The sequence below is a fragment of the uncultured Roseobacter sp. genome (assembly GCF_947501835.1).
Classification (GTDB): Bacteria; Pseudomonadota; Alphaproteobacteria; order Rhodobacterales; family Rhodobacteraceae; genus Roseobacter.
Genome location: NZ_CANMXR010000007.1, coordinates 119,774 through 138,388, shown reverse-complemented (window position 1 = coordinate 138,388; position 18,615 = coordinate 119,774). Strand labels below are relative to the sequence as shown.

The window sequence follows — 18,615 nt, the reverse complement described above, 5'->3', positions numbered from 1 at the left end:
CTGCGGGGTATTTTTGGCGCTATTGCGCCTGTTGTTGTTTTTCCGCGTCAGTGCGGTGGTGCCGGTCGTCCCGGAGGGTATGGCGCTCCCGTGGCAACCCGACGTCGATCAACCACCCCCCCCCGCGTTACCGACCTGATCGGCCAGACAACAGCGGATTGTTTTTGACCGCCCGCACCCCTGCGCGGGCAATTGCGACAATCGTCAAAAGGGTCAGCGTCCAGAAAAACCAGGTGATCGGACCGCGCACCAGGATCGTCGGATCACTCCCCGACATCAGCATGGACTGGCGGAAGTTATCCTCCAGCAAAGGCCCCAGAATGAAAGCAATCAGAAAGGGCGCCGCCGGGATGTGATAGCGCACCATCAGATATCCGACCCAGCCCATCGCGAACATCACGCCCACGTCGAAGATATTGTTGTTCACCGCAAAGACGCCGTAGATGCACAGCACCAGCACCGCCGGGATCAGGATGCGTTTGGGAATGTCGGCCACATATTTGAACCCGCGAATGGCCACGGAGCCGATCATGAAGAGGAATACGGAACTGACGATCAACCCGATAAAGAGGCCATAGATGATGTCCACGTTCAGGATGAACATCATCGGGCCGGGCTGCAGACCGTGGATCATGAAGGCCCCGATGATGATTGCGGTGATGACGTCGCCCGGCACCCCAAGGGCCAGCAGCGGGATCAGGGTGGCGCCCGCGACACCGTTGTTGCCTGCCTCGGACGCCGCGACGCCCTCGATTTCGCCCTTGCCGAAGTTTTCCTTGTTTTTCGAGGTGCGGCGCGCCTCCGAATAGCTGAGGAATGCTGACGGGGCGGCACCGATGCCCGGGATGGACCCCAGAAAGACGCCAATGAAACTGCCGCGCACGATGGATTTGAAGCTGCGTCGGTAGTCGGCGAAAGAAACCCAGTTCTTGCCCAGCGAACGGGTCTTGCCGACATGCGCCGTGGGATGCCAGACCATCGCCAGAATTTCGGGGATCGCGAAAAGCCCGATCAGGACAGCGATGAAATTGAGACCGCCCATCATGTTCGGATCACCGAAGGTGAAGCGATTGGTGCCATAGACCAGATCAAGCCCGATGGTGGCCAGCAAGAGCCCCAGGAGCGCAGAGAGCGCCCCGCGCAACAAGCTTTCCCCCGACACGCCCGCGATGATGGTCAGGGAAAACAGGATCAGCGTGAAAAATTCCGGCGGCCCAAAGCTGAGCGCGAAAGACGCCAGCCAGCCTGCAAAGAGAATGAGCGCGAGGTTGGAGATCACATCCGCCGTGCAGGACGCCCAGAGCGCCATGCCCAGCGCCCGGCCCGCCTCACCCTTTTCCGCCATGGGATAGCCGTCAAGGATGGTGGCCGAAGAGGCCGGTGTGCCCGGTGTCTTGATCAGGATCGCCGGGATCGACCCGCCAAAAATGCCACCCTTGTAGACGCCAAGCAGCAGCAGAATGCCGGTGATCGGCTGCATCGCAAAGGTGAAGGGCAGCGTCAGCGCTACGGCCATGGTGGCAGACATGCCGGGAATTGCACCGCCGACCACACCGATGGCGACGCCGACAAAGAGCGCAAGGAACGCTTCGATGTTGCCGACAAGGCTCAGGCCCGCCGCGATGCTGTCGAGAAAACTCATGGCAGCCTCAGAAACTCACCCTGCGGGATGGCGACCCCCGCCACATGGGCAAAAAATGCATAAAGCACCAGCGGTACAATCACCGCACAGACAATGGCGGTGATCGGGTGGCGCGTGCGCACCAGAAACGCGGAGGCGACAAACACCAGCATTGAGGTGAGCACCATACCGAGCCTGGGCAGCAGGAACATCGTCAGCCCCATGAGCACGGCCATAGCCGCAAGTCTGAGCCAGGCCGCGCCGGTATCCTCGATCGGGTCATTGACCGGTTCGTCCGCACCTTGCATCCGCAGACCGGAAAAGATCAGGCCAAGCCCGGTCAGGCCGGTGAACCCCGCGAGCGCATAGGGCCAAAAGAGCGGCGACAGGACGATATTGCCCACATTGCTGGGCGAGGAAACCCATTGCGGTATGGCAAAAAGCGCAAGGAACGCAGCCACGATCACGGCACCGCCCCCCAGACGCAGCTGCACCTGTCGTTGTGTCATCTACACCCCTCCCATCCGGAGTCCGCACCATAAAAAACGCCGGACCATCGCGCGGTCCGGCGTTTCAGCGTCGTGGATCGGCAAGGCCGCCCGCCTAGCCTTCAATCCTCATACCCAAATCGTCAACAAGTTTCCGGAAGGTGTCGTATTGCGCCCGGATGAATTCATTGGCCTCCTCCGGCGACATCACCCGAATGATCGACCCGCGCGCCTCCATGGAGCTCACGAACTCCTCATTCGCAGCGGCGGCTGTCATCCACTCGCCCCATTTGTCAGCGACCTCATCCGGCAACCCTGCAGGCCCGGCAATGCCGGTCCAGCCGACCATCTGCTCCAGTTCAGGATGCCCCAGCGATGTCGCCGTTGGCGCATCAAAACCTTCGACAGGCTCGGCTGTGGTGACCATCAGCGCCCGCATCTGGCCATTGGCCACAAAGCTCGCCAGCGCCGAGCTGTTGGTGCAGAGGAAATCCGCCGTCCCGTTCAGAACAGCCGTGGCCGCAGCCCCGCCGCCCTGCTGTGGAATATGCGTCGCCGCATTGGCCGCATCCTCCAGCCCAAAGGCATTTAGGACCATCGCCGCCGCCAGATGCGGCCCCGAGCCGACACCGGAAGACGAAAAGCTCAGACCGTCGCCCTTGGCCGCCGCCAGCACGTCCTCCATCGACATCAGGTCGGAGGTCGCCGACACCACGCAGGCAAAAGGGTTGATCTCGTAAACGGTAACAAAGCGGAAATCATCCAGCGTGTAAGGCAGCGTCGCCTTCATCGCCGGGTTCACTGAATGCGACCCCACGCGCGCAAAGAGCATCGTGTAGCCATCTTCCTTGGCGTTTTGCACGGCAACCGATCCTGTCGCCCCGCCCGCGCCCGTCACATTTGCCATGACCAGAGGCTTGCCCACCGCCGCCCCCAGCGGCTCCGCAATTGTCCGTGCGGAAATATCGGTGGCACCGCCCGCACCGTAGGGAATAACCATATTAATGGGCCGTTCAGGATACTCCGCAAGCGCCGCGCCAGCGATCCCAAGGCTCAAAGCGCAGACCGCGCCGATTGTTCTAAAAGACATCGTATTCCTCCCAGTATGACCGGCCATTCGGACCCCCCGGGCGAAGCCGATGGCGCCCTTGACAATTGGTAACGTTAAGACATGCTTTATAGAAGTAATAATAAATTACAAAATCCGTTAGCCAAGCTAACACAAAAGGCACGTATCACATGTCCATTCGCACCTTGCGAACCCTCATCGCCGTGCATGATCACAAAACCTTCAGCGCGGCGGCGGATGCCGTCTACGTGACCCATGCTGCGGTCAGCCAGCAGATGCGCGGTCTGGAAGAAAGCTGGGGCGTGCAGCTTTTTGATCGATCGAAACGCACGCCGGAACTGACGCCGCTGGGCCGCGCATTGGTGGCCAAAGCGCGCGATGTGGTGCGGGCCTATGATCAGATGCTGCCATCCGTGCTGGGCGAAAGCAGCGTCAGCGGCGAGGTCAAACTGGGCGCGCTGCCGACCACGCTGACGACGCTGGTGCCCTCTGCCATCTCGATGCTGGTGAAAACCTACCCGCAGGTGCATGTCAGGCTCTTTCCCGGTCTGACGAACCAATTGATGTCGCAGCTGGAACGTGGTGCACTGGATGCCGCCCTTGTGACCCGTCCCCAATTGATGCCGCCGGGGTTTGAATTCCGCGAGATTGCCGAGGAGCCCCTGCAACTGCTGGCCTCTCTGGACACCGGCAGCGATGATCCACTTGAGCTGATCGCGAAACACCCCTTTATCCGCTTTAACCGCGAGGCCGTGGTGGGCCATATGATCGAAAGCTGGCTGCAACGAAAGAATATCCGCGTGAACGAGGCGATGGAACTGGACAGTCTGGAGGCAATCTCAAGCATGGTCTACGCTAATCTTGGCGTCGCAATCGCACCCAGACGCGCGGTGCAGCCAAACAACCCCCTGCCGCTCAGACGTTTACCCCTTGGCGAAGACGCGCCCATCCGGCGCCTGGGCCTCGCCTACCCGCAGGATACCGCGCGCGGTCGGGTTCTGAGCGAATTGCACAGCATCTGCCTGCGCTCGGTCACCATCGGTGCCTTCGGCCCCTCCCCTCCGGCCACCGCTGAATGACATCTCAGGAAATGACATTTCTGATCATTGGCGGTCTCGCGGGCGGCTTCATCAACGGGCTTGCCGGATTTGGCACGTCCCTCTTTGCGCTGGGGTTTTTCCTGACGGTGGTGCCCGCCGTCGAAGCGGTTGCGATCACGGTTGCCATCTCGGTCGTCAGCGGATTGCAGGGGTTGTGGATCGTGCGGCATTCGCTGACGCAGAACCCGCGCCGCCTTGCGCGTTTCCTGTTCCCGGCCATCCTTGGCATCCCGCTGGGCGTCGCCTCGCTGAAGCAGGTCGATGTCTCGGTGCTGAAATACCTCATCGCCTTCTTTCTTATTCTCTACGGCGGCTTTTTTACTTTCCGGCGCAACCTGCCCAAAATCGACCGGCCCACGCCGTTCATCGATTGCACGATTGGGTTCTGCGCCGGGATATTGGGCGGCGCGGCATCGCTGTCGGGCGCGTTGCCTACCATGTGGTGTTCCATGCGCGCCTGGCCCAAATATGAAACACGCGCTGTATTGCAGCCCTTTAACGTGACCGTCCTGGCACTGACGGCCCTCGTACTGGCCTGGGGCGGCGCCTATCATCAGCGCACGCTTTTGCAGCTCTGTATCGCCATGCCTTCTGCGATCCTCGCCGCACAGGTCGGGATCATCGTCTTTCGCAGGCTGACAGACGATATCTTTCGCAGATTGCTGATCGCCATTTGCCTGATCTCAGGCACCGTCTTGCTCTTGCGTGAAATACTCTGACGCCAAAGCCGCCGCATCGGGTGCCCTTAGCCGATAACCTCGTCGGATCGGTCGTCGGTCTCGCCATAACGCTTCAAGACGGCGGGTTTCGTGCCTTCATAAACCCGGTCGAGGTTTTGCACGATCTTGGCGTTTTCACGCTCAAACAAACACTCACCGGCCATGTTTGACGCCACGATGAACGGCCCCATGCGGCGCGCCCGGATCACCCACATCGCCTGCGCGATGCCCAGTTCCTCATGCCAATGCACGGCCTCCACCGTCTCCACCCCGCGCCCCAACAGCGCACCGGTGCCGTAGCCGACGGTGGACAGATAGACCGCGCCATTCGGCACAAAATACTCCTTGTAGTCTTTGGACGACATGCCGCCCTTGCCGATGATCAGCCGGGCGCCGGTCTTGGCCATCCATTCCGGCAACCACTTGGCAAAACGAAAGCTCGCCGTGGCCGTCACCGCCCCCAGATCGAAGGAGCCATCCGCGCGGATCACGGCCGCGGGGGAGCAATGGAAGTTGGCGGCGCTTTGCGAGGGCAGTTCCATCGGGATGTTGGCCTTTTTCTCCAGCGCGCGCATGTAAACGCCTTCGCGCGCGGTGTAGATCAACCCGTCAAGGTAGACGATATCGCCAAGGCGCAGATCGGCAATTGCTTCGGCGGTGGGCGTGGTTGACAGTGTCACTTCGCGAATTTTCATTCTGCCGCCTCCCGCGCCGGGTCCCATTCGATGGTTTCGCGGCGCTGATAATCGGTGAACCAATCCGGGTCCGTGCGATGTTCGACCCGGCCATCAGGAAAGACACGCGCCACCGCCCGGCGCGACGACAGACAAAACGCATGCACCGACATCTGCATACCGCCGGTGTGGCAATAGCCCACTTCAATATTGCAGTCTATAACCATGTTTTTACCAACAAATCCCATTGCCCCCATACCGATTGAATTGCCCAGTTCCTTGAATTCATCCTCCATCTCCGCAATCCTTGGGTCCGAATTCCGGCTGCCCACCGTGCGCAGGACAGAGGCCCGTTTGCCCAGCACCATGCAGGTGTCTTTCGATCCGCCCAGCCCGATGCCGATAATCGCGGGCTGACACGCAAGGCCGCGCTTGCCAAAAGCCACGAGGCTGTCGAGATAGAACCGTTTGATCCCCTGAATGCCGTCCGACGGGAAGAGCATGCGGTAATCGGTGCCAAAGAGCCCGCCCTTGTGCACAGTGATCAGGTCAATCCACTCCCCCTCCGGCTCAAAGCCATATTCAATCTCCGGCGCGCCAATGCCGACGTTGTTGTTGTGATCCGTGCGCCAGAGCGGATGTACCCGGTTGGGGCGCAGCGGCACGCCGGTGGTGGCATTGGCCGTCGCCCGCCGCAGGGCCGCTTCCAAGGCGATCGGGCCGCCTTCAATGCGGGCGTCATTGCCCATTTTCACGAACCAGCGCGGCACGCCGGTATCGCCACACATCGCGCGGCGGTCTTCCTTGGCGGCCTCGTAATTCTCCAGCATGGCCTGCAGCACAAATGACGACAGATCGCCATCTTCGGTTTTTGCTGCCGCGCGCAGCCCGTCCAGATAGTCTTGCGGGATTTCGACGGCGGCCTTGTCCATCAGGGTTTCCGCGGTCGATTGAATGAGGTCGATTGAAATCATTGTGCCGCCACCAGGGTTTCTGGCTCGCCTTCAGGCAGAATCGTTTCGCCTGGGCGAACAATTGAAAAATCAACGTCTTGCCGCGTGACATTCACCTTGTCACCGGCGCGTTTCGCAACCGTGAAATAGGAGGCCGCCATCTCTCCGGCTTCCGGAAAATCTTCGCGGTAGTGGGCACCGCGCGAGTTTTCCCGCGCCAGCCCCGCCAGAGCGATCACTTCGGAGACATCGCAGAGGCTCGCCATGTTCAACCAGTCATGCCACGTCAAATTGAACGCCAGCGTGTCCGATGCCACACCGACATCCATCAGGTCGCGGCGAATGGCCCGCACCCGGCGCAAACCGCGCGTCATCCCGGCTGCCTCCCGCATGACGCCGACATCTTCCCACATCGCTTCCTGCAGGCGGTTGCGCAGCGGCTGCACCAAATCAGGGGGCCGGGAAAGCGGATGGCGCGCGCGTTCATATTCTGCCATCAGCACGCTTTCATCAGGATCACGCAGTGTCGGCATTTTGCGGATGTCCGCGCCCATCGTATCGCCCGCAATCCCGCCATAAACGGTGGAATTGGCAACACCGTTGCCGCCCAGCCTATTGGAGCCATGCGCGCCACCCGCATCTTCACCCGCAACATAAAGGCCCTGAAGCCCCGTGCGCGTATCCGTGTCCACCACCACGCCGCCCATGAAGTAATGCGCGGTCGGCACCACTTCGACCAGACCACCCGCAAGGTCAAACCCGCTGTCCTCGCAGCGCTTCACCATACCCTTGAACTTGGCGCGCACGTTGTCGGGGCCGAGGTGGGACATGGAGATAAACATGCCCACCTGATCGGGATCATTGCTCTTGCGCATTTCCGCATAGATGCCGCGACTGACCACATCGCGCGTTGCGCGTTCGCCTTTGCCATCATAATCGAACATGAAGCGCTGCCCCGCGGCGTTCAGCAACTGCCCGCCGGCGCCGCGCAGCCCCTCCTCCAGCACCGTGCCGGTCATGCGACTGTGTGCGCCCGCCAGAAGCCCGGTGGGATGGAACTGCACCATCTCCATATCCCGCAATGGCAGCCCGACGCGCAGCGCCATAGCCAGCCCATCCATCGTCTTGTCGCCACTGGGGGTGTGGTATTTGTACATGGTCGGGCCGCCTCCCGTGGCCATCAACACGGTCTTGGCCCGCACAAAGCGGAATTTCCCGCTGCGCATGTCAATCATCAACACCCCTGCCAGCGCACTGCCATCTTTGGTCGGGATCAGACCAACCGCGCGATGCTCCTGCAGCTTTTCGACCGGGCGGCTCAGCACCTGCTCCATCAGCCGGTTGATGATCTCGATGCCCGTCAGATCACCCTTGTGCACTGTGCGGTCCGCCGTCTGCCCGGCAAAGGCTTTCTGATGCAGCGTGCCATCGGGATTGCGGTCAAAGAAGCAGCCGATCTCGTTTTCCAGCTCGCAGATGCGCACAACCGCCTGCTCGCACAGCCGCCAGGCCATGTCCTGATTGGGCAGCCATTTACCGCCCTCGATCGTGTCCATGAAATGCCGCTCGACCGTGTCGCCGCCGCCAAGAGCCACGTTATAACCGCCCTGCACCATCCGTGTGCAGCCGCATTTGCCAATCAGGCCCTTGACGGCAATGGTGATCTTGGTGCCTTCAGGGGCGGCTTGCTGCGCGTGCAGCGCTGCGAAAAGCCCCGCGCCGCCGGTGCCGAGGATCAGGATATCCGTGTCTTGGCGGTCGATGTCCCTGCTCATATTCACACCACCTGCAACAAGAAGGTGCCGGAGATCAGGACGGCGACCCCAACGGCGCCCGCTGCCAGTGTCTTTTGCGGCGCGGACCAGGGCAGCCATTCCATCGCCATGAGCCGCGACCCGCCAAATACATGCACGGCGAGCAGAAAGATCAACCCAAACTCTGCCAGTTTAACAATAGGTTGTTCAGCAAAGCTCAGAAACTGGTTCAGCTTTTGCGGCTGCGTCAGCGCCCAGGACAGCACCCAGAAATGCAGCGGCAAAAAGAGCGCAAGCGTGAGCCCGGACACCCGGTGCAGCACAAAGGCCAGCCATAGAGGATGCGCGCGCGCCAGTCTCATGTTGCACCCGGCCAGGTAACCGCGACCAGCGCCTGTGTGCCCAGGCCCAGCAACAGCAGACCAACGCTCCAGGTCAATCCAACCAACGCCGTGCCCCGCAGCCCGAAGGTTTCATGCACGATCACCCGCAGCCCGATGGCCGCATGCAGAGACACGGCAAGGACAAAAGAACCGTAGAACAGGAACCAAAAAAGGGACCCCTGCGTCCGACCCAAAATCTCCTCCGCGGTCAGCCCGCCCTGCACCGCGTAGATCATCACCGCGATATGGCCGAGCGTCAGCGGCACCATGATCAGCGCGGAGAGGCGTTGCAGCATATAAAGCCTCAGATCGAGCATCAGCTACTTACGCCTCCCGAAAAACGACCTGGTGGTTTCCCGTTTGAGACCAGCGATGGCGGACATGGGATCAAGGTCGTTGGGGCAAAATACCGTGCAGCTGCCCATGGAATGGCAATTGTGGCACCCGCCCGTTCCAGACACCGCATCTAGGATGGCGCTCCGGCCCTCGTGTTTAGCGTCCTTCAGCAAGGTCCAAGCCCGCTGCAACGCTGCGGGTCCGAGGTAATCGTGGTTGCCCGCCACCGTGTCGCAGGCCGCATAGCAAATGGAGCAATTGATGCATTCGATACCGGCGCTGGCCTCAACCCGCGCGCCGTCTGCGGGGTCAATGGGCGGGATCGGATCGTCACGACTGGCACTTGGCGTATGAGCACCGCCCGCAGCGATCCACTTGTCGAAAAACGGATCCATGTCCGCCGCCAAATCCTTGATTACAGGCAGGTTTCGCAGGGGCGCTATTTCGACCTTACGGTTTTTCAGCACTTTTTTGACATGGGTGCGACAGGTCCAGCGCGGTTGCCCGTTCACCATCATCGCGCAGGAGCCGCACATGCCGACACGGCAGGCAAACCGGTAGGTCAGGGTCGCATCTGCGTATTGCTGTATCCACGACACCACATCGAGAATGGTCTGATTTTCAAGCGCGGGCACCTCAAACTGCTGAAAACTGCCACCCTCTGCGTCGCCGCGCCAAACGGAGACTTCCAAAGGGGCTGTATCTGCATCCACCACGCGTTCCTGACTTGTGACTGTTCACATTGCGATTATGATATAACCGCCAGAAATGCTAACGAGAAGGAATATGTTCTTATGTTTTTTGTAAGAGATACTTACGATAAAGGAACAATTCCGCATGGCTGACGCTCCACTCAGAAACCTGTTCCAACAGCGTTTCGGAGACGCCCCGGACCTACCGGAATTTCTGGCAACAAACCCGGAGATCACTCGCCTGGCCGCGCGCGGGTCCTGCCGCGACTTCAGGCCCGATCAGATTGATCCGGCCATATTGGAAACACTTTGCGCCGCGGCACTCTGCGCCCCGTCCAAGAGCGATCTGCAACAGCGCGACATCCTGATCGTGACCGATCCTGGGCTATTGCGGGACCTCAAATCTCTGCTCGACGCGCAGGCATGGATTGCCGATGCGCCCGCGATGGTCGTCTTTCTGGCGAACAACCGGCGCCAGCGACAGCTGCAGGCCTGGCACGCACAGCCCTTTCCCAACGATCACCTGGACGCCTTCTTCAACGCCAGCCTGGACGCGGGCATCGCGCTTGCATTCTTAATGGTTGCGGCGGAGGCGGCAGGCCTGGGGTGCTGTCCGATCAGCACCATCCGCAATCACCTCAAAGAGGTAAGAGGCCTGCTCAATCTGCCGGATCATGTCTTCCCTGTTGCTGGGATGGCCGTGGGACACCCCCTTCGAGTGCCAGAGATCAGCGCGCGCCTGCCGTTGGCAAAAACGGTGCATCACAACCAGTTCGCCGATATCACCAAAGCGGACGTATCGGCCTACGACACGCGGCGGCTTGCAGGTGCCGATGGTCCGGGCTGGTCCGAAGCCAAGGCAAAAATGTATGCGTCCCCCCAGCGCACGGATTTCGCCGACGTCATGCGCGAGATCGGTTTTAATCTCGACTGAGCTCCTTACAGCACTGTATCAAAAGTCTTTTTCAGCTTCGACACGATTTCATCCACGTGGCAGTCTTCCATGATAAAGGGCGGTGCCAGCAGCACATGGTCGCCGTTCTGCCCGTCCACGGTGCCCCCCATCGGATAGCAGGCCAAGCCGTTTTCCATCGCGACCTGCTTGATCTTTTTGTTGATCCCTTTTTCCGGGGCAAAGGGGCGTTTGCTGGCCCGGTCCTCGACAATCTCCAGCCCCTGAAACAGGCCGCGCCCACGAATGTCACCGATATGTGGGTGCTGACCAAACGCGCCCTGCAATGCATTGTGCAATTTCGCCCCCATCTCCGCGGAACGGTCCACCAACCCGCCGGTCAGTTTTTTCAAAACCGCATTGCCCGCCGCACAGGCGGTCGGGTGGCCGATGTAGGTGTGACCATGTTGAAAGAACCCGGATCCATCCGCGATGGCCTGATGGATTTGCGCGGTACACATCATCGCGCCGATGGGCTGATATCCGGCCCCGAGGCCCTTGGCGATGGTCACGATATCGGCCGTTATCCCCTCCTGCTCATGGGCAAAGAGACTGCCAGTGCGCCCCATGCCGCACATGACTTCGTCGAGGATCAGCAAAATGCCGTATTGATCGCAAATCTCGCGCACGCGTTTGAAATAGCCCTCCACCGGCGGCACCGCCCCAAGCGTCGCCCCGACAACGGGTTCGGCGACAAAACCGATGACCGTCTCAGGCCCAAGGCGCTGCAGTTCTGCCTCCAGCTCATTGGCGACTCGCTGACCATAGTCGAAGGCGCTCTCACCCTCCGCCTGCCCTCGATAGGCATAGCACGGCGAGATCAGCGCAGTGTCCACCATGATCGGCGCAAAGGCCTGTTTGCGCCAGACGTTGCCACCGGTCGCCAGCGCGCCAAGCGTATTGCCGTGATAGCTCTGCCGCCGGGCGATGAAGTGACGCCGGGCGGGTTGCCCGATTTCCACAAAATACTGTCGCGCCAGTTTCAGCGCGGCTTCGACGGCTTCAGAACCACCGGAGACAAAGTAGACCTTATCCAGATCGCCGGGGGCTTCGGCGACCAGCCGGTCGGCAAGCTCTTCGGCGGGGTCGGAGGTAAAAAAGCTCGTATGCGCATAGGCCAGTTGTGCGACCTGTTCCTGAATGGCGGCAATGACATCCGCATCGCCGTGGCCCAGGCAAGACACCGCCGCCCCACCTGATCCATCAAAATATTCTTTGCCATCAGCATCATAGAGGTACGCGCCTTTACCTATAGACGCGCGTCGAAGATTGGCCTTAGAGTGACGGGCGAATACATGTGACATTCGAAACCTCCCTAGTTTAGCTGCCATTTGTGAAACATACGGGGCCTTCGTTGACAATGCACTGAAACAAATGAGTCCTCGCCATGGGACTCATTGTGGCTGGGGAGCGTGCATGGCGCAGCCGCTTGATATCAGGATACCTGAGAACGACGCCTTACTGGGTGCCCCGAGGTGTTCGTTGTGATATCGCAGACACCTTTTTCAGCCCTCCACGCACGCGACCCTGAACCGGCGCGCATAAGTCGCAGCTTTGGTGTGACAATCGCAGACGGCCCCGCGATCAACCGCGCCGCTGCAGGCTTGATCGCCCCCTCAAGAACGCCGCTTTTCTTTTCCTTTAACGCAGCCGCGCGTTTCTCTCTGGAAACGCTGAAGGGCATGCTTGCCCAAATCAAAGGCGAAGTCTTTTGCACAGGTCCTGCAGAGGCCGAACTGTGTAACCGCCGTTTACAAGAAGTTCTGGACGGCTAAGCTACAACCAATAATCCACATAAGGGAGACAACAATGTTCAATGGATTAAAAATGACGGTCGCAGGTGCGGCATTGGCGATGATGGCAGCGCCTGCCGCCATGGCCGAAGAGTTCATCACCATCGGTACGGGCGGTGTTACAGGGGTCTACTACCCCACGGGCGGCGCCATCTGCCGTCTGGTGAACAAGGGCCGCAAGGAGCATGGCATCCGCTGTTCCGTCGAATCAACCGGGGGTTCGGTCTACAACATCAACACCATCCGCGAAGGCGAGCTGGAATTTGGTGTGGCGCAGTCCGACTGGCAGTACCATGCGTATAACGGCACCTCGAAGTTCGAAGATCAGGGCGCGTTCGAAGATCTGCGCGCGGTGTTCTCGGTGCACCCTGAACCCTTCACCGTTGTGGCACGCGCGGATTCAGGCATCAAAACCTTCGCCGATCTGAAGGGCAAGCGCGTGAACATCGGCAACCCCGGCTCCGGCCAGCGCGGCACGATGGAAGTTGTGCTCGACAAAATGGGGTGGTCGACGGGCGATCTGGCTCTGGCCTCCGAGTTGAAGGCGGCGGAACAATCCGCAGCACTTTGCGACAACCAGATCGATGCGATGGTCTACACCGTGGGTCACCCCTCCGGCTCCATTCAGGAAGCGACAACGGCCTGCGATTCCGTGCTTGTGGAAGTTTCCGGCGCGGAAATTGAGGCGCTGATCGGTGAAAACTCCTACTACCGCTCCGCAACCATTCCGGGCGGCATGTATCGCGGGTCCGATGCAGACACCACCACCTTTGGTGTGGGCGCGACCTTCGTGACATCGGCAAGTGTTTCCGAAGATGCCGTTTATGCCGTTGTTGCTGCGGTCTTTGACAACTTCGAAGACTTCAAGAAACTGCATCCGGCTTTTGCAAACCTGCAAGCAGAGGAAATGGCGACAGCGGGTCTGTCGGCGCCGCTGCACCCAGGCGCAGCGAAATACTACAAAGAAAAAGGCTGGATTGAATAATCCACCGCAACGATCCCACAGAGGGCGGACAGCCGCCCTCTGACGCCCCGCCAAGAGGGCCCATTCTCAGAACAAAAGCCGTAAACAGCGGCATCCCAGGGAGACAGTCAAATGGCAGATAAGTCCAGCGGCGGCCGTGCGCTGACCGAAGAAGAACTTCAGGAGCTCGTATCCTCGTCGGATGCCGGTGCCCGTGACCCCGCCGGTGCGGTGGGGACTTTTCTGGCTGTCGTGGCCATTGTCTGGTCGCTGTTTCAGGTCATGCTGGCATCGCCCCTGTCCAATCAGCTGTTGCCCGGTTCGGTGATCAATAACTCGCGCCAGATCCACCTGGCGTTTTCGATATTTCTGGCCTTCATGGCCTACCCGATGCTTAAGTCGAGCCCCCGCCATTACATCCCCATCCACGATTGGGTGCTGGCCATCGGCGGCGCGTTCATCGCGATGTATGGCTATATCTTCTACGACAAGATCGTGAACTCCGGCGGCCTCGCCGATCATACGGATAAGTGGTTCGCGCTTGCCGGTCTGCTCATCCTGTTTGAGGGTGCGCGCCGCGCGTTGGGCCCGGCCATGGCGATCATCGCCACGATCTTCCTGCTCTATGTCTTCTTTGGCTCCTCCACGGCGGTGCCGGATGTGATCCGCTGGAAAGGCGCCTCGTTGCAAAAGGCGATGAGCCATATGTGGATCACCTCTGAAGGGGTCTTCGGGATCGCGCTTGGCGTGTCGACCAAATTCGTCTTCCTCTTCGTGCTTTTCGGCGCCCTGCTCGATAAAGCGGGTGCGGGGAATTACTTCATCAAAATGGCCTTTGGGGCATTGGGTCACCTCAAGGGGGGGCCCGCCAAAGCCGCTGTTGTGGGCTCTGCTGCGACCGGCCTGATTTCCGGTTCCTCCATCGCCAATGTGGTGACGACGGGGACCTTCACCATCCCGCTGATGAAGCGCGTAGGCTTTTCCGCCGAAAAAGGCGGCGCGGTCGAAGTGGCCTCTTCCGTGAACGGCCAGATCATGCCCCCCGTGATGGGCGCTGCGGCCTTCCTGATGGTGGAATATGTGGGCATCTCTTACGTCGAGGTGATCACCCATGCCTTCCTGCCCGCGACGATTTCCTACATCGCGCTGGTCTACATTGTGCATCTCGAAGCGGTGAAGAACAACATGCCCACGCTGGGCAATCGTGTGGTGTCGATGGGCAAAACCATCGGCGGCATGGCGGCCTTCTTCGTGGGCTTCGCAGCGCTTTGCTACGGCGTGCAGTATCCGGTGAAATGGATCACGTCGCTGCTGCCAAACTCTGGCTTGCTGCTGTCGGCGCTGGTCTTCCTGTCCTATGTGTTTTTGCTGTTCTTTGCAGCAAAGGTCCCGGACCTGCAGCCCGATGATCCCAACGCCGAAGAGATCGAATTGCCGGTTGTGGGCGAGATCTACAAGGCCGGTCTCTACTTCCTGCTGCCGATCATCGTGTTGGTCTACTTCCTGATGATCGAGCAGAAATCGCCGGGCCTCTCCGCCTTCTGGGCGACCTCGCTCTTGTTCGTGATCCTGCTCACGCAGAAGCCGCTCAAGGCGATGTTCCGGGGTGAAAGCGAGATGGCAAATGCCTTCAAGGACGGCGTCGCTGACCTGCTGCAAGGCCTCATCGACGGCGCGCGCAACATGATCGGCATCGGCCTGGCCACGGCCACTGCCGGTGTGATCGTGGGCACCGTGACGCTGACTGGTGTAGGTCAGGTCATGGCCGATCTGGTGGAGTTCCTCTCGGGCGGCAACCTAATCCTGATGCTGATCATGGTGGGGCTTTTAAGCCTCATCCTCGGCATGGGTCTGCCCACCACCGCGAACTATATCGTGGTTTCCTCGCTGATGGCGGGGGTTGTGGTCGAACTTGGCGCGCAATCCGGGCTGATCGTGCCGCTCATCGCCGTGCACCTTTTTGTCTTCTACTTCGGGATTATGGCGGATGTGACGCCACCCGTGGGGCTGGCAAGTTTCGCGGCGGCAGCGGTTTCCGGTGGGGATGCAATCCGCACCGGGTTTGTGGCCTTCTTCTATAGCTTACGGACTGTGGCTCTGCCCTTCGTCTTCATCTTCAACACCGATCTGTTGCTGATCGATGTCGGCTGGGCGCAGGGGATCTTGGTGTTCGTCACCGCCACCATTGCCATTCTGGTCTTTACCGCCGGCACCATGGGCTATTTCCTGACCAAGAACCGCATCTATGAAAGCGTCGCGCTCGTGTTCATCGCCTTCATGCTGTTCCGTCCGGATTTCTTCATGGACCGCATCTCGCCACCCTTCCAGGACGTGGCCCCTGCGGCCTTTGCCGAACGGGTCGAGGCGGCGCCGGTTGGTCGCGAATTCAGGGTCGTTGTCAGCGGTCCGGACTTCGACACGGGCGAGATCAAGGAAACCACATTGCTGGTGCCCATCGGTGACGAGCCCGAAGGCGCGCGGATGGAAGCCTACGGGCTGCTGACCCTCGAGGAAGGGGACCAGATCGCCCTGGAGGAGCCGCTCTTTGGCACGCCCTTCGCGGAGACCTTCCAGAGCTATGATTTCTACGGCGAGGAATTTGTCACCATCAAAGCGGTCAAAGCCCCGGCGGACCAGATGCCCAAGGAGCTGATGTTCCTGCCCGCATTGTTGCTGCTGGGTCTTATTGTCCTGCTGCAGCGCGGCCGGGCCGGGAAAGAAGAAACAGAAGGAGTGACCGCATGAGCCGTCCCGTTCTATGCGCCGTCGATGTCAGCCACAAAGGCAGGGATGCTGAGGTTCTCAAGATTGCGAAGCGCCTTGCCGATCTGGATGGCGCCTCTCTGGACGTTGTGACCGTTGTTCCGGATTTCGGGCAGAGCATTGTCAGCACCTACTTCGAAGCGGATCACCATGAAAAGGCCGTTGCCGAAGCGCGGCAGTTACTAAGTGATGAAATCACTGCAAGCCTTGGGGCGGATGCGGACGCGATGGTGCGCCATATCGTGGCCACCGGAAACGCCTATGAGGAAATTCTGCATGTTGCTGCAGAAACCGACTGCGGGCTGATTGTGATCGGGGCGCATAAGCCGGATTTCAAGGACTATCTGCTGGGGCCCAATGCGGCCCGAGTGGTGCGCCATTCCACCTGCAGCGTACACGTCGTCCGCTAAAAGCCCCTGCTTCTAAAGACAGTAACGCGCCCGATATCGGGCGCGTTTTTTTGCGTACGAATCTCTTGAATTTCTCTTTATTTCTAATATTCATGAAATATGGAAATAGAATCCCTTGACCGCCTTTCTGCCCTCAGCCATCCGCAACGGCTTGCGGTCTTTCGCCTGTTGATGCGCCGCTACCCCGATGAGGTCCCCGCCGGCGAAATCGCCGAAGCGCTTGCCCTGAAACCCTCGACAACATCTGTCTACCTGTCATCGCTGGGCGATGCGAAACTCATCACGCAACACCGGCTGGGCACCTCCCTGCGCTACCGCGCCCGGACCCAGGCTGCGGGCGAGTTGATCGATTTCCTCTTCAACGAATGCTGCCGCGGTCGCCCCGAGCTTTGTCCCCCTGTCCCCTCTTCCCCCCCAAAAGGAGCGCTGACGATGACTGACACCACCTACAACGTTCTCTTTATCTGCACTGGCAATTCCGCACGATCCATCTTTGCAGAAGCAATCCTGCATGACTTGGAAGGATCCCGGTTCAAGGCCTACTCCGCAGGCACGAACCCAGGGTCAGAGCTCAACCCCCTCGCTGTGGAGATGCTGGCGTCCAAAGGGCATGACACATCCCTGTTACGCGCCAAGCATATCTCCGAATTTCAGACACCGGAGGCGCCAAAGATGGATTTTGTATTTACCGTTTGCAATCGCGCCGCCAACGAAGACTGCCCTGCCTGGGAGGGTCAGCCGATCAGCGGGCATTGGGGTCTGCCCGATCCGGTAAAGGCCGAGGGCAGCCTCGCTGAACGCAGGCTCGCATTTCAGCAGACCTATGGCGCGTTGAACAACCGTATCAAGGCCTTCGCCTCCCTGCCGATCGAGACACATAATCGCATATCACTGCAAGCCGCCGTTGATGAGATCGGCGCGGTTGACCTGGAAGGAACTCATTAATGACCGTTTACGCCCTCAATGGACTGGGCCGCATTGGCAAGCTCGCGCTGCGGCCCCTGCTTGAACGCGGGGCGCAGATCGCCTGGATCAACGATGCGGTGGGCGATGCGGCCATGCATGCCCATCTGCTGGAGTTTGACACGGTCCACGGGCGCTGGCCCGCGGCCTTCAGCGCGGATGCAGACAGCATCACCGTCGATGGCACCCGGCTTGCCGTTCATAACGAGACTGAACTCGACAGGTTACCGCTTGAGGGTGTCGATATGGTGATCGACTGCACCGGCGTCTTCAAGACCGAGGCGACGCTCGCCCCCTACTTCGCCGCCGGTGTGAAGAAGGTCGTGGTCTCCGCGCCTGTGAAGGACGGACCCACCGCAAACATCGTCTACGGCGTGAACGACGACATCTATGACCCAAGCGTGCACGACATCGTCACCGCGGCCAGCTGCACCACCAATTGCATCGCGCCCGTGGTCAAGGTCGTGCACGAAAACCTTGGCATCAAGCACGGCTCGATCACTACGATCCACGACGTGACCAACACCCAAACCATCGTGGATCGCCCCGCCAAGGACCTGCGCCGGGCCCGCTCTGCCCTGAATTCGCTGATCCCGACCACCACGGGCAGCGCCACCGCAATCACCTTGATCTACCCGGAACTGACGGGGCGGTTGAACGGTCATGCGGTGCGCGTGCCGCTGCTTAATGCGTCGCTAACCGATTGCGTGTTTGAGCTCGAGCGCGCCACCACGGTGGAGGAGGTAAACGGCCTCTTTGAAGCCGCCGCCAATGGCCCGTTGAAAGGTATTCTGGGCTACGAAACCCGCCCATTGGTCAGCACGGATTACACCAACGACCCTCGTTCCGGCATCGTCGATGCCCCCTCGACCATGGTGGTGAATGGCACCCAGCTCAAGGTCTATGTCTGGTATGACAATGAATGGGGCTACGCCAACCGGCTCGTCGACGTGGCCTTCATGGTGGGCGGATCCTTGTGAG

At 60.1% G+C, this 18,615-nt stretch carries 18 protein-coding genes; 8 read left to right on the top strand and 10 right to left on the bottom strand.

The annotated features are described in order from the left end of the window. Positions 1–127: 127 nt before the first annotated feature. The 3 genes from Q1A20_RS15535 to Q1A20_RS15525 all read right to left on the bottom strand — a co-directional run bounded on the left by Q1A20_RS15535 (position 128) and on the right by Q1A20_RS15525 (position 3,199). Positions 128–1,642, bottom strand: coding sequence for a tripartite tricarboxylate transporter permease (locus tag Q1A20_RS15535; protein ID WP_299917492.1), 1,515 nt, complete (start codon positions 1,640–1,642; stop codon positions 128–130). Continuing rightward, entirely contained in the window at positions 1,639–2,130 is a 492-nt protein-coding gene (locus Q1A20_RS15530) for a tripartite tricarboxylate transporter TctB family protein (RefSeq protein WP_299405576.1), read from the bottom strand. Before Q1A20_RS15530 ends, Q1A20_RS15535 begins: the two co-directional genes overlap by 4 nt. Before the next feature lie 94 nt (positions 2,131–2,224). Continuing rightward, positions 2,225–3,199, bottom strand: coding sequence for a tripartite tricarboxylate transporter substrate binding protein (locus Q1A20_RS15525; RefSeq protein ID WP_299405578.1), 975 nt, complete (start codon positions 3,197–3,199; stop codon positions 2,225–2,227). 149 nt (positions 3,200–3,348) lie between these two features. On the opposite strand from Q1A20_RS15525, the gene Q1A20_RS15520 reads away from it, so the two are divergent. Beyond that, positions 3,349–4,257, top strand: a complete 909-nt coding sequence (locus Q1A20_RS15520; RefSeq protein ID WP_299405581.1) for a LysR family transcriptional regulator — start codon at positions 3,349–3,351, stop codon at positions 4,255–4,257. Next, on the top strand, positions 4,254–4,997 hold the full coding sequence (locus Q1A20_RS15515; RefSeq protein WP_299405583.1) for a sulfite exporter TauE/SafE family protein: 744 nt from the start codon (positions 4,254–4,256) through the stop codon (positions 4,995–4,997). Before Q1A20_RS15520 ends, Q1A20_RS15515 begins: the two co-directional genes overlap by 4 nt. Before the next feature lie 26 nt (positions 4,998–5,023). Here the strand turns inward: Q1A20_RS15515 and Q1A20_RS15510 are convergent, their stop codons facing one another. Genes Q1A20_RS15510 through Q1A20_RS15485 form a run of 6 tightly spaced genes read right to left on the bottom strand, consistent with a single transcriptional unit; the run spans position 5,024 to position 9,810 of the window. Further along, on the bottom strand, positions 5,024–5,692 hold the full coding sequence (locus tag Q1A20_RS15510; RefSeq protein WP_299405604.1) for a fumarate hydratase C-terminal domain-containing protein: 669 nt from the start codon (positions 5,690–5,692) through the stop codon (positions 5,024–5,026). Continuing rightward, the gene (locus tag Q1A20_RS15505; RefSeq protein ID WP_299917487.1) at positions 5,689–6,645 is read right to left on the bottom strand and encodes a fumarate hydratase; all 957 of its coding nucleotides are present in this window, start codon (positions 6,643–6,645) and stop codon (positions 5,689–5,691) included. The genes Q1A20_RS15510 and Q1A20_RS15505 overlap by 4 nt, the downstream gene beginning before the upstream one ends. Continuing rightward, complete coding sequence (locus Q1A20_RS15500) at positions 6,642–8,399, bottom strand: FAD-binding protein (RefSeq protein WP_299405609.1); 1,758 nt, start codon at positions 8,397–8,399, stop codon at positions 6,642–6,644. Before Q1A20_RS15500 ends, Q1A20_RS15505 begins: the two co-directional genes overlap by 4 nt. A 2-nt stretch (positions 8,400–8,401) precedes the next feature. Then, the gene (gene sdhC / locus Q1A20_RS15495) at positions 8,402–8,740 is read right to left on the bottom strand and encodes a succinate dehydrogenase, cytochrome b556 subunit (protein WP_299917484.1); all 339 of its coding nucleotides are present in this window, start codon (positions 8,738–8,740) and stop codon (positions 8,402–8,404) included. After that, on the bottom strand, positions 8,737–9,078 hold the full coding sequence (locus tag Q1A20_RS15490; protein WP_299405614.1) for a succinate dehydrogenase: 342 nt from the start codon (positions 9,076–9,078) through the stop codon (positions 8,737–8,739). Before Q1A20_RS15490 ends, sdhC begins: the two co-directional genes overlap by 4 nt. 3 nt (positions 9,079–9,081) lie before the next feature. Further along, on the bottom strand, positions 9,082–9,810 hold the full coding sequence (locus tag Q1A20_RS15485) for a 2Fe-2S iron-sulfur cluster-binding protein (protein ID WP_299405617.1): 729 nt from the start codon (positions 9,808–9,810) through the stop codon (positions 9,082–9,084). Positions 9,811–9,934: 124 nt separating this feature from the next. Between Q1A20_RS15485 and Q1A20_RS15480 the strand changes: the two genes are divergently transcribed. Continuing rightward, positions 9,935–10,723: a nitroreductase family protein gene (locus Q1A20_RS15480; protein WP_299405619.1), complete on the top strand. Its 789-nt coding sequence runs from the start codon at positions 9,935–9,937 to the stop codon at positions 10,721–10,723. 5 nt (positions 10,724–10,728) lie between these two features. Here the strand turns inward: Q1A20_RS15480 and Q1A20_RS15475 are convergent, their stop codons facing one another. Then, a complete protein-coding gene (locus Q1A20_RS15475) occupies positions 10,729–12,045 on the bottom strand; it encodes an aspartate aminotransferase family protein (protein ID WP_299405622.1) in 1,317 nt (438 codons plus the stop codon). Positions 12,046–12,550: 505 nt separating this feature from the next. Here Q1A20_RS15475 and Q1A20_RS15470 point away from each other — a divergent pair. From Q1A20_RS15470 to Q1A20_RS15450, 5 genes are all read left to right on the top strand, one after another. Continuing rightward, entirely contained in the window at positions 12,551–13,519 is a 969-nt protein-coding gene (locus tag Q1A20_RS15470) for a TAXI family TRAP transporter solute-binding subunit (protein ID WP_299405624.1), read from the top strand. A 111-nt stretch (positions 13,520–13,630) separates the two neighbouring features. Further along, a complete protein-coding gene (locus tag Q1A20_RS15465; protein ID WP_299405627.1) occupies positions 13,631–16,243 on the top strand; it encodes a TRAP transporter permease in 2,613 nt (870 codons plus the stop codon). Further along, the gene (locus tag Q1A20_RS15460) at positions 16,240–16,671 is read left to right on the top strand and encodes a universal stress protein (RefSeq protein ID WP_299405630.1); all 432 of its coding nucleotides are present in this window, start codon (positions 16,240–16,242) and stop codon (positions 16,669–16,671) included. Before Q1A20_RS15465 ends, Q1A20_RS15460 begins: the two co-directional genes overlap by 4 nt. A gap of 99 nt (positions 16,672–16,770) precedes the next feature. Continuing rightward, entirely contained in the window at positions 16,771–17,616 is an 846-nt protein-coding gene (locus Q1A20_RS15455; RefSeq protein WP_299405632.1) for a helix-turn-helix domain-containing protein, read from the top strand. Continuing rightward, positions 17,616–18,614 (top strand): ArsJ-associated glyceraldehyde-3-phosphate dehydrogenase, encoded by a 999-nt coding sequence (locus tag Q1A20_RS15450; protein WP_299405635.1) that lies wholly within the window; start codon positions 17,616–17,618, stop codon positions 18,612–18,614. Before Q1A20_RS15455 ends, Q1A20_RS15450 begins: the two co-directional genes overlap by 1 nt. Position 18,615 lies beyond the last annotated feature (1 nt).

Bases quoted from the DNA above. Each gene is read 5' to 3' on its own strand.
- Q1A20_RS15490 (WP_299405614.1), bottom strand. From the start codon at position 9,078: ATGCTCGATCTGAGGCTTTATATGCTGCAACGCCTCTCCGCGCTGATC.
- Q1A20_RS15475 (WP_299405622.1), bottom strand. From the start codon at position 12,045: ATGTCACATGTATTCGCCCGTCACTCTAAGGCCAATCTTCGACGCGCG.
- Q1A20_RS15530 (WP_299405576.1), bottom strand. From the start codon at position 2,130: ATGACACAACGACAGGTGCAGCTGCGTCTGGGGGGCGGTGCCGTGATC.
- sdhC (WP_299917484.1), bottom strand. From the start codon at position 8,740: ATGAGACTGGCGCGCGCGCATCCTCTATGGCTGGCCTTTGTGCTGCAC.
- Q1A20_RS15455 (WP_299405632.1), top strand. From the start codon at position 16,771: ATGGAAATAGAATCCCTTGACCGCCTTTCTGCCCTCAGCCATCCGCAA.
- Q1A20_RS15510 (WP_299405604.1), bottom strand. From the start codon at position 5,692: ATGAAAATTCGCGAAGTGACACTGTCAACCACGCCCACCGCCGAAGCA.
- Q1A20_RS15515 (WP_299405583.1), top strand. From the start codon at position 4,254: ATGACATCTCAGGAAATGACATTTCTGATCATTGGCGGTCTCGCGGGC.
- Q1A20_RS15460 (WP_299405630.1), top strand. From the start codon at position 16,240: ATGAGCCGTCCCGTTCTATGCGCCGTCGATGTCAGCCACAAAGGCAGG.
- Q1A20_RS15505 (WP_299917487.1), bottom strand. From the start codon at position 6,645: ATGATTTCAATCGACCTCATTCAATCGACCGCGGAAACCCTGATGGAC.
- Q1A20_RS15535 (WP_299917492.1), bottom strand. From the start codon at position 1,642: ATGAGTTTTCTCGACAGCATCGCGGCGGGCCTGAGCCTTGTCGGCAAC.
- Q1A20_RS15450 (WP_299405635.1), top strand. From the start codon at position 17,616: ATGACCGTTTACGCCCTCAATGGACTGGGCCGCATTGGCAAGCTCGCG.
- Q1A20_RS15480 (WP_299405619.1), top strand. From the start codon at position 9,935: ATGGCTGACGCTCCACTCAGAAACCTGTTCCAACAGCGTTTCGGAGAC.
- Q1A20_RS15470 (WP_299405624.1), top strand. From the start codon at position 12,551: ATGTTCAATGGATTAAAAATGACGGTCGCAGGTGCGGCATTGGCGATG.
- Q1A20_RS15465 (WP_299405627.1), top strand. From the start codon at position 13,631: ATGGCAGATAAGTCCAGCGGCGGCCGTGCGCTGACCGAAGAAGAACTT.
- Q1A20_RS15525 (WP_299405578.1), bottom strand. From the start codon at position 3,199: ATGTCTTTTAGAACAATCGGCGCGGTCTGCGCTTTGAGCCTTGGGATC.
- Q1A20_RS15500 (WP_299405609.1), bottom strand. From the start codon at position 8,399: ATGAGCAGGGACATCGACCGCCAAGACACGGATATCCTGATCCTCGGC.
- Q1A20_RS15520 (WP_299405581.1), top strand. From the start codon at position 3,349: ATGTCCATTCGCACCTTGCGAACCCTCATCGCCGTGCATGATCACAAA.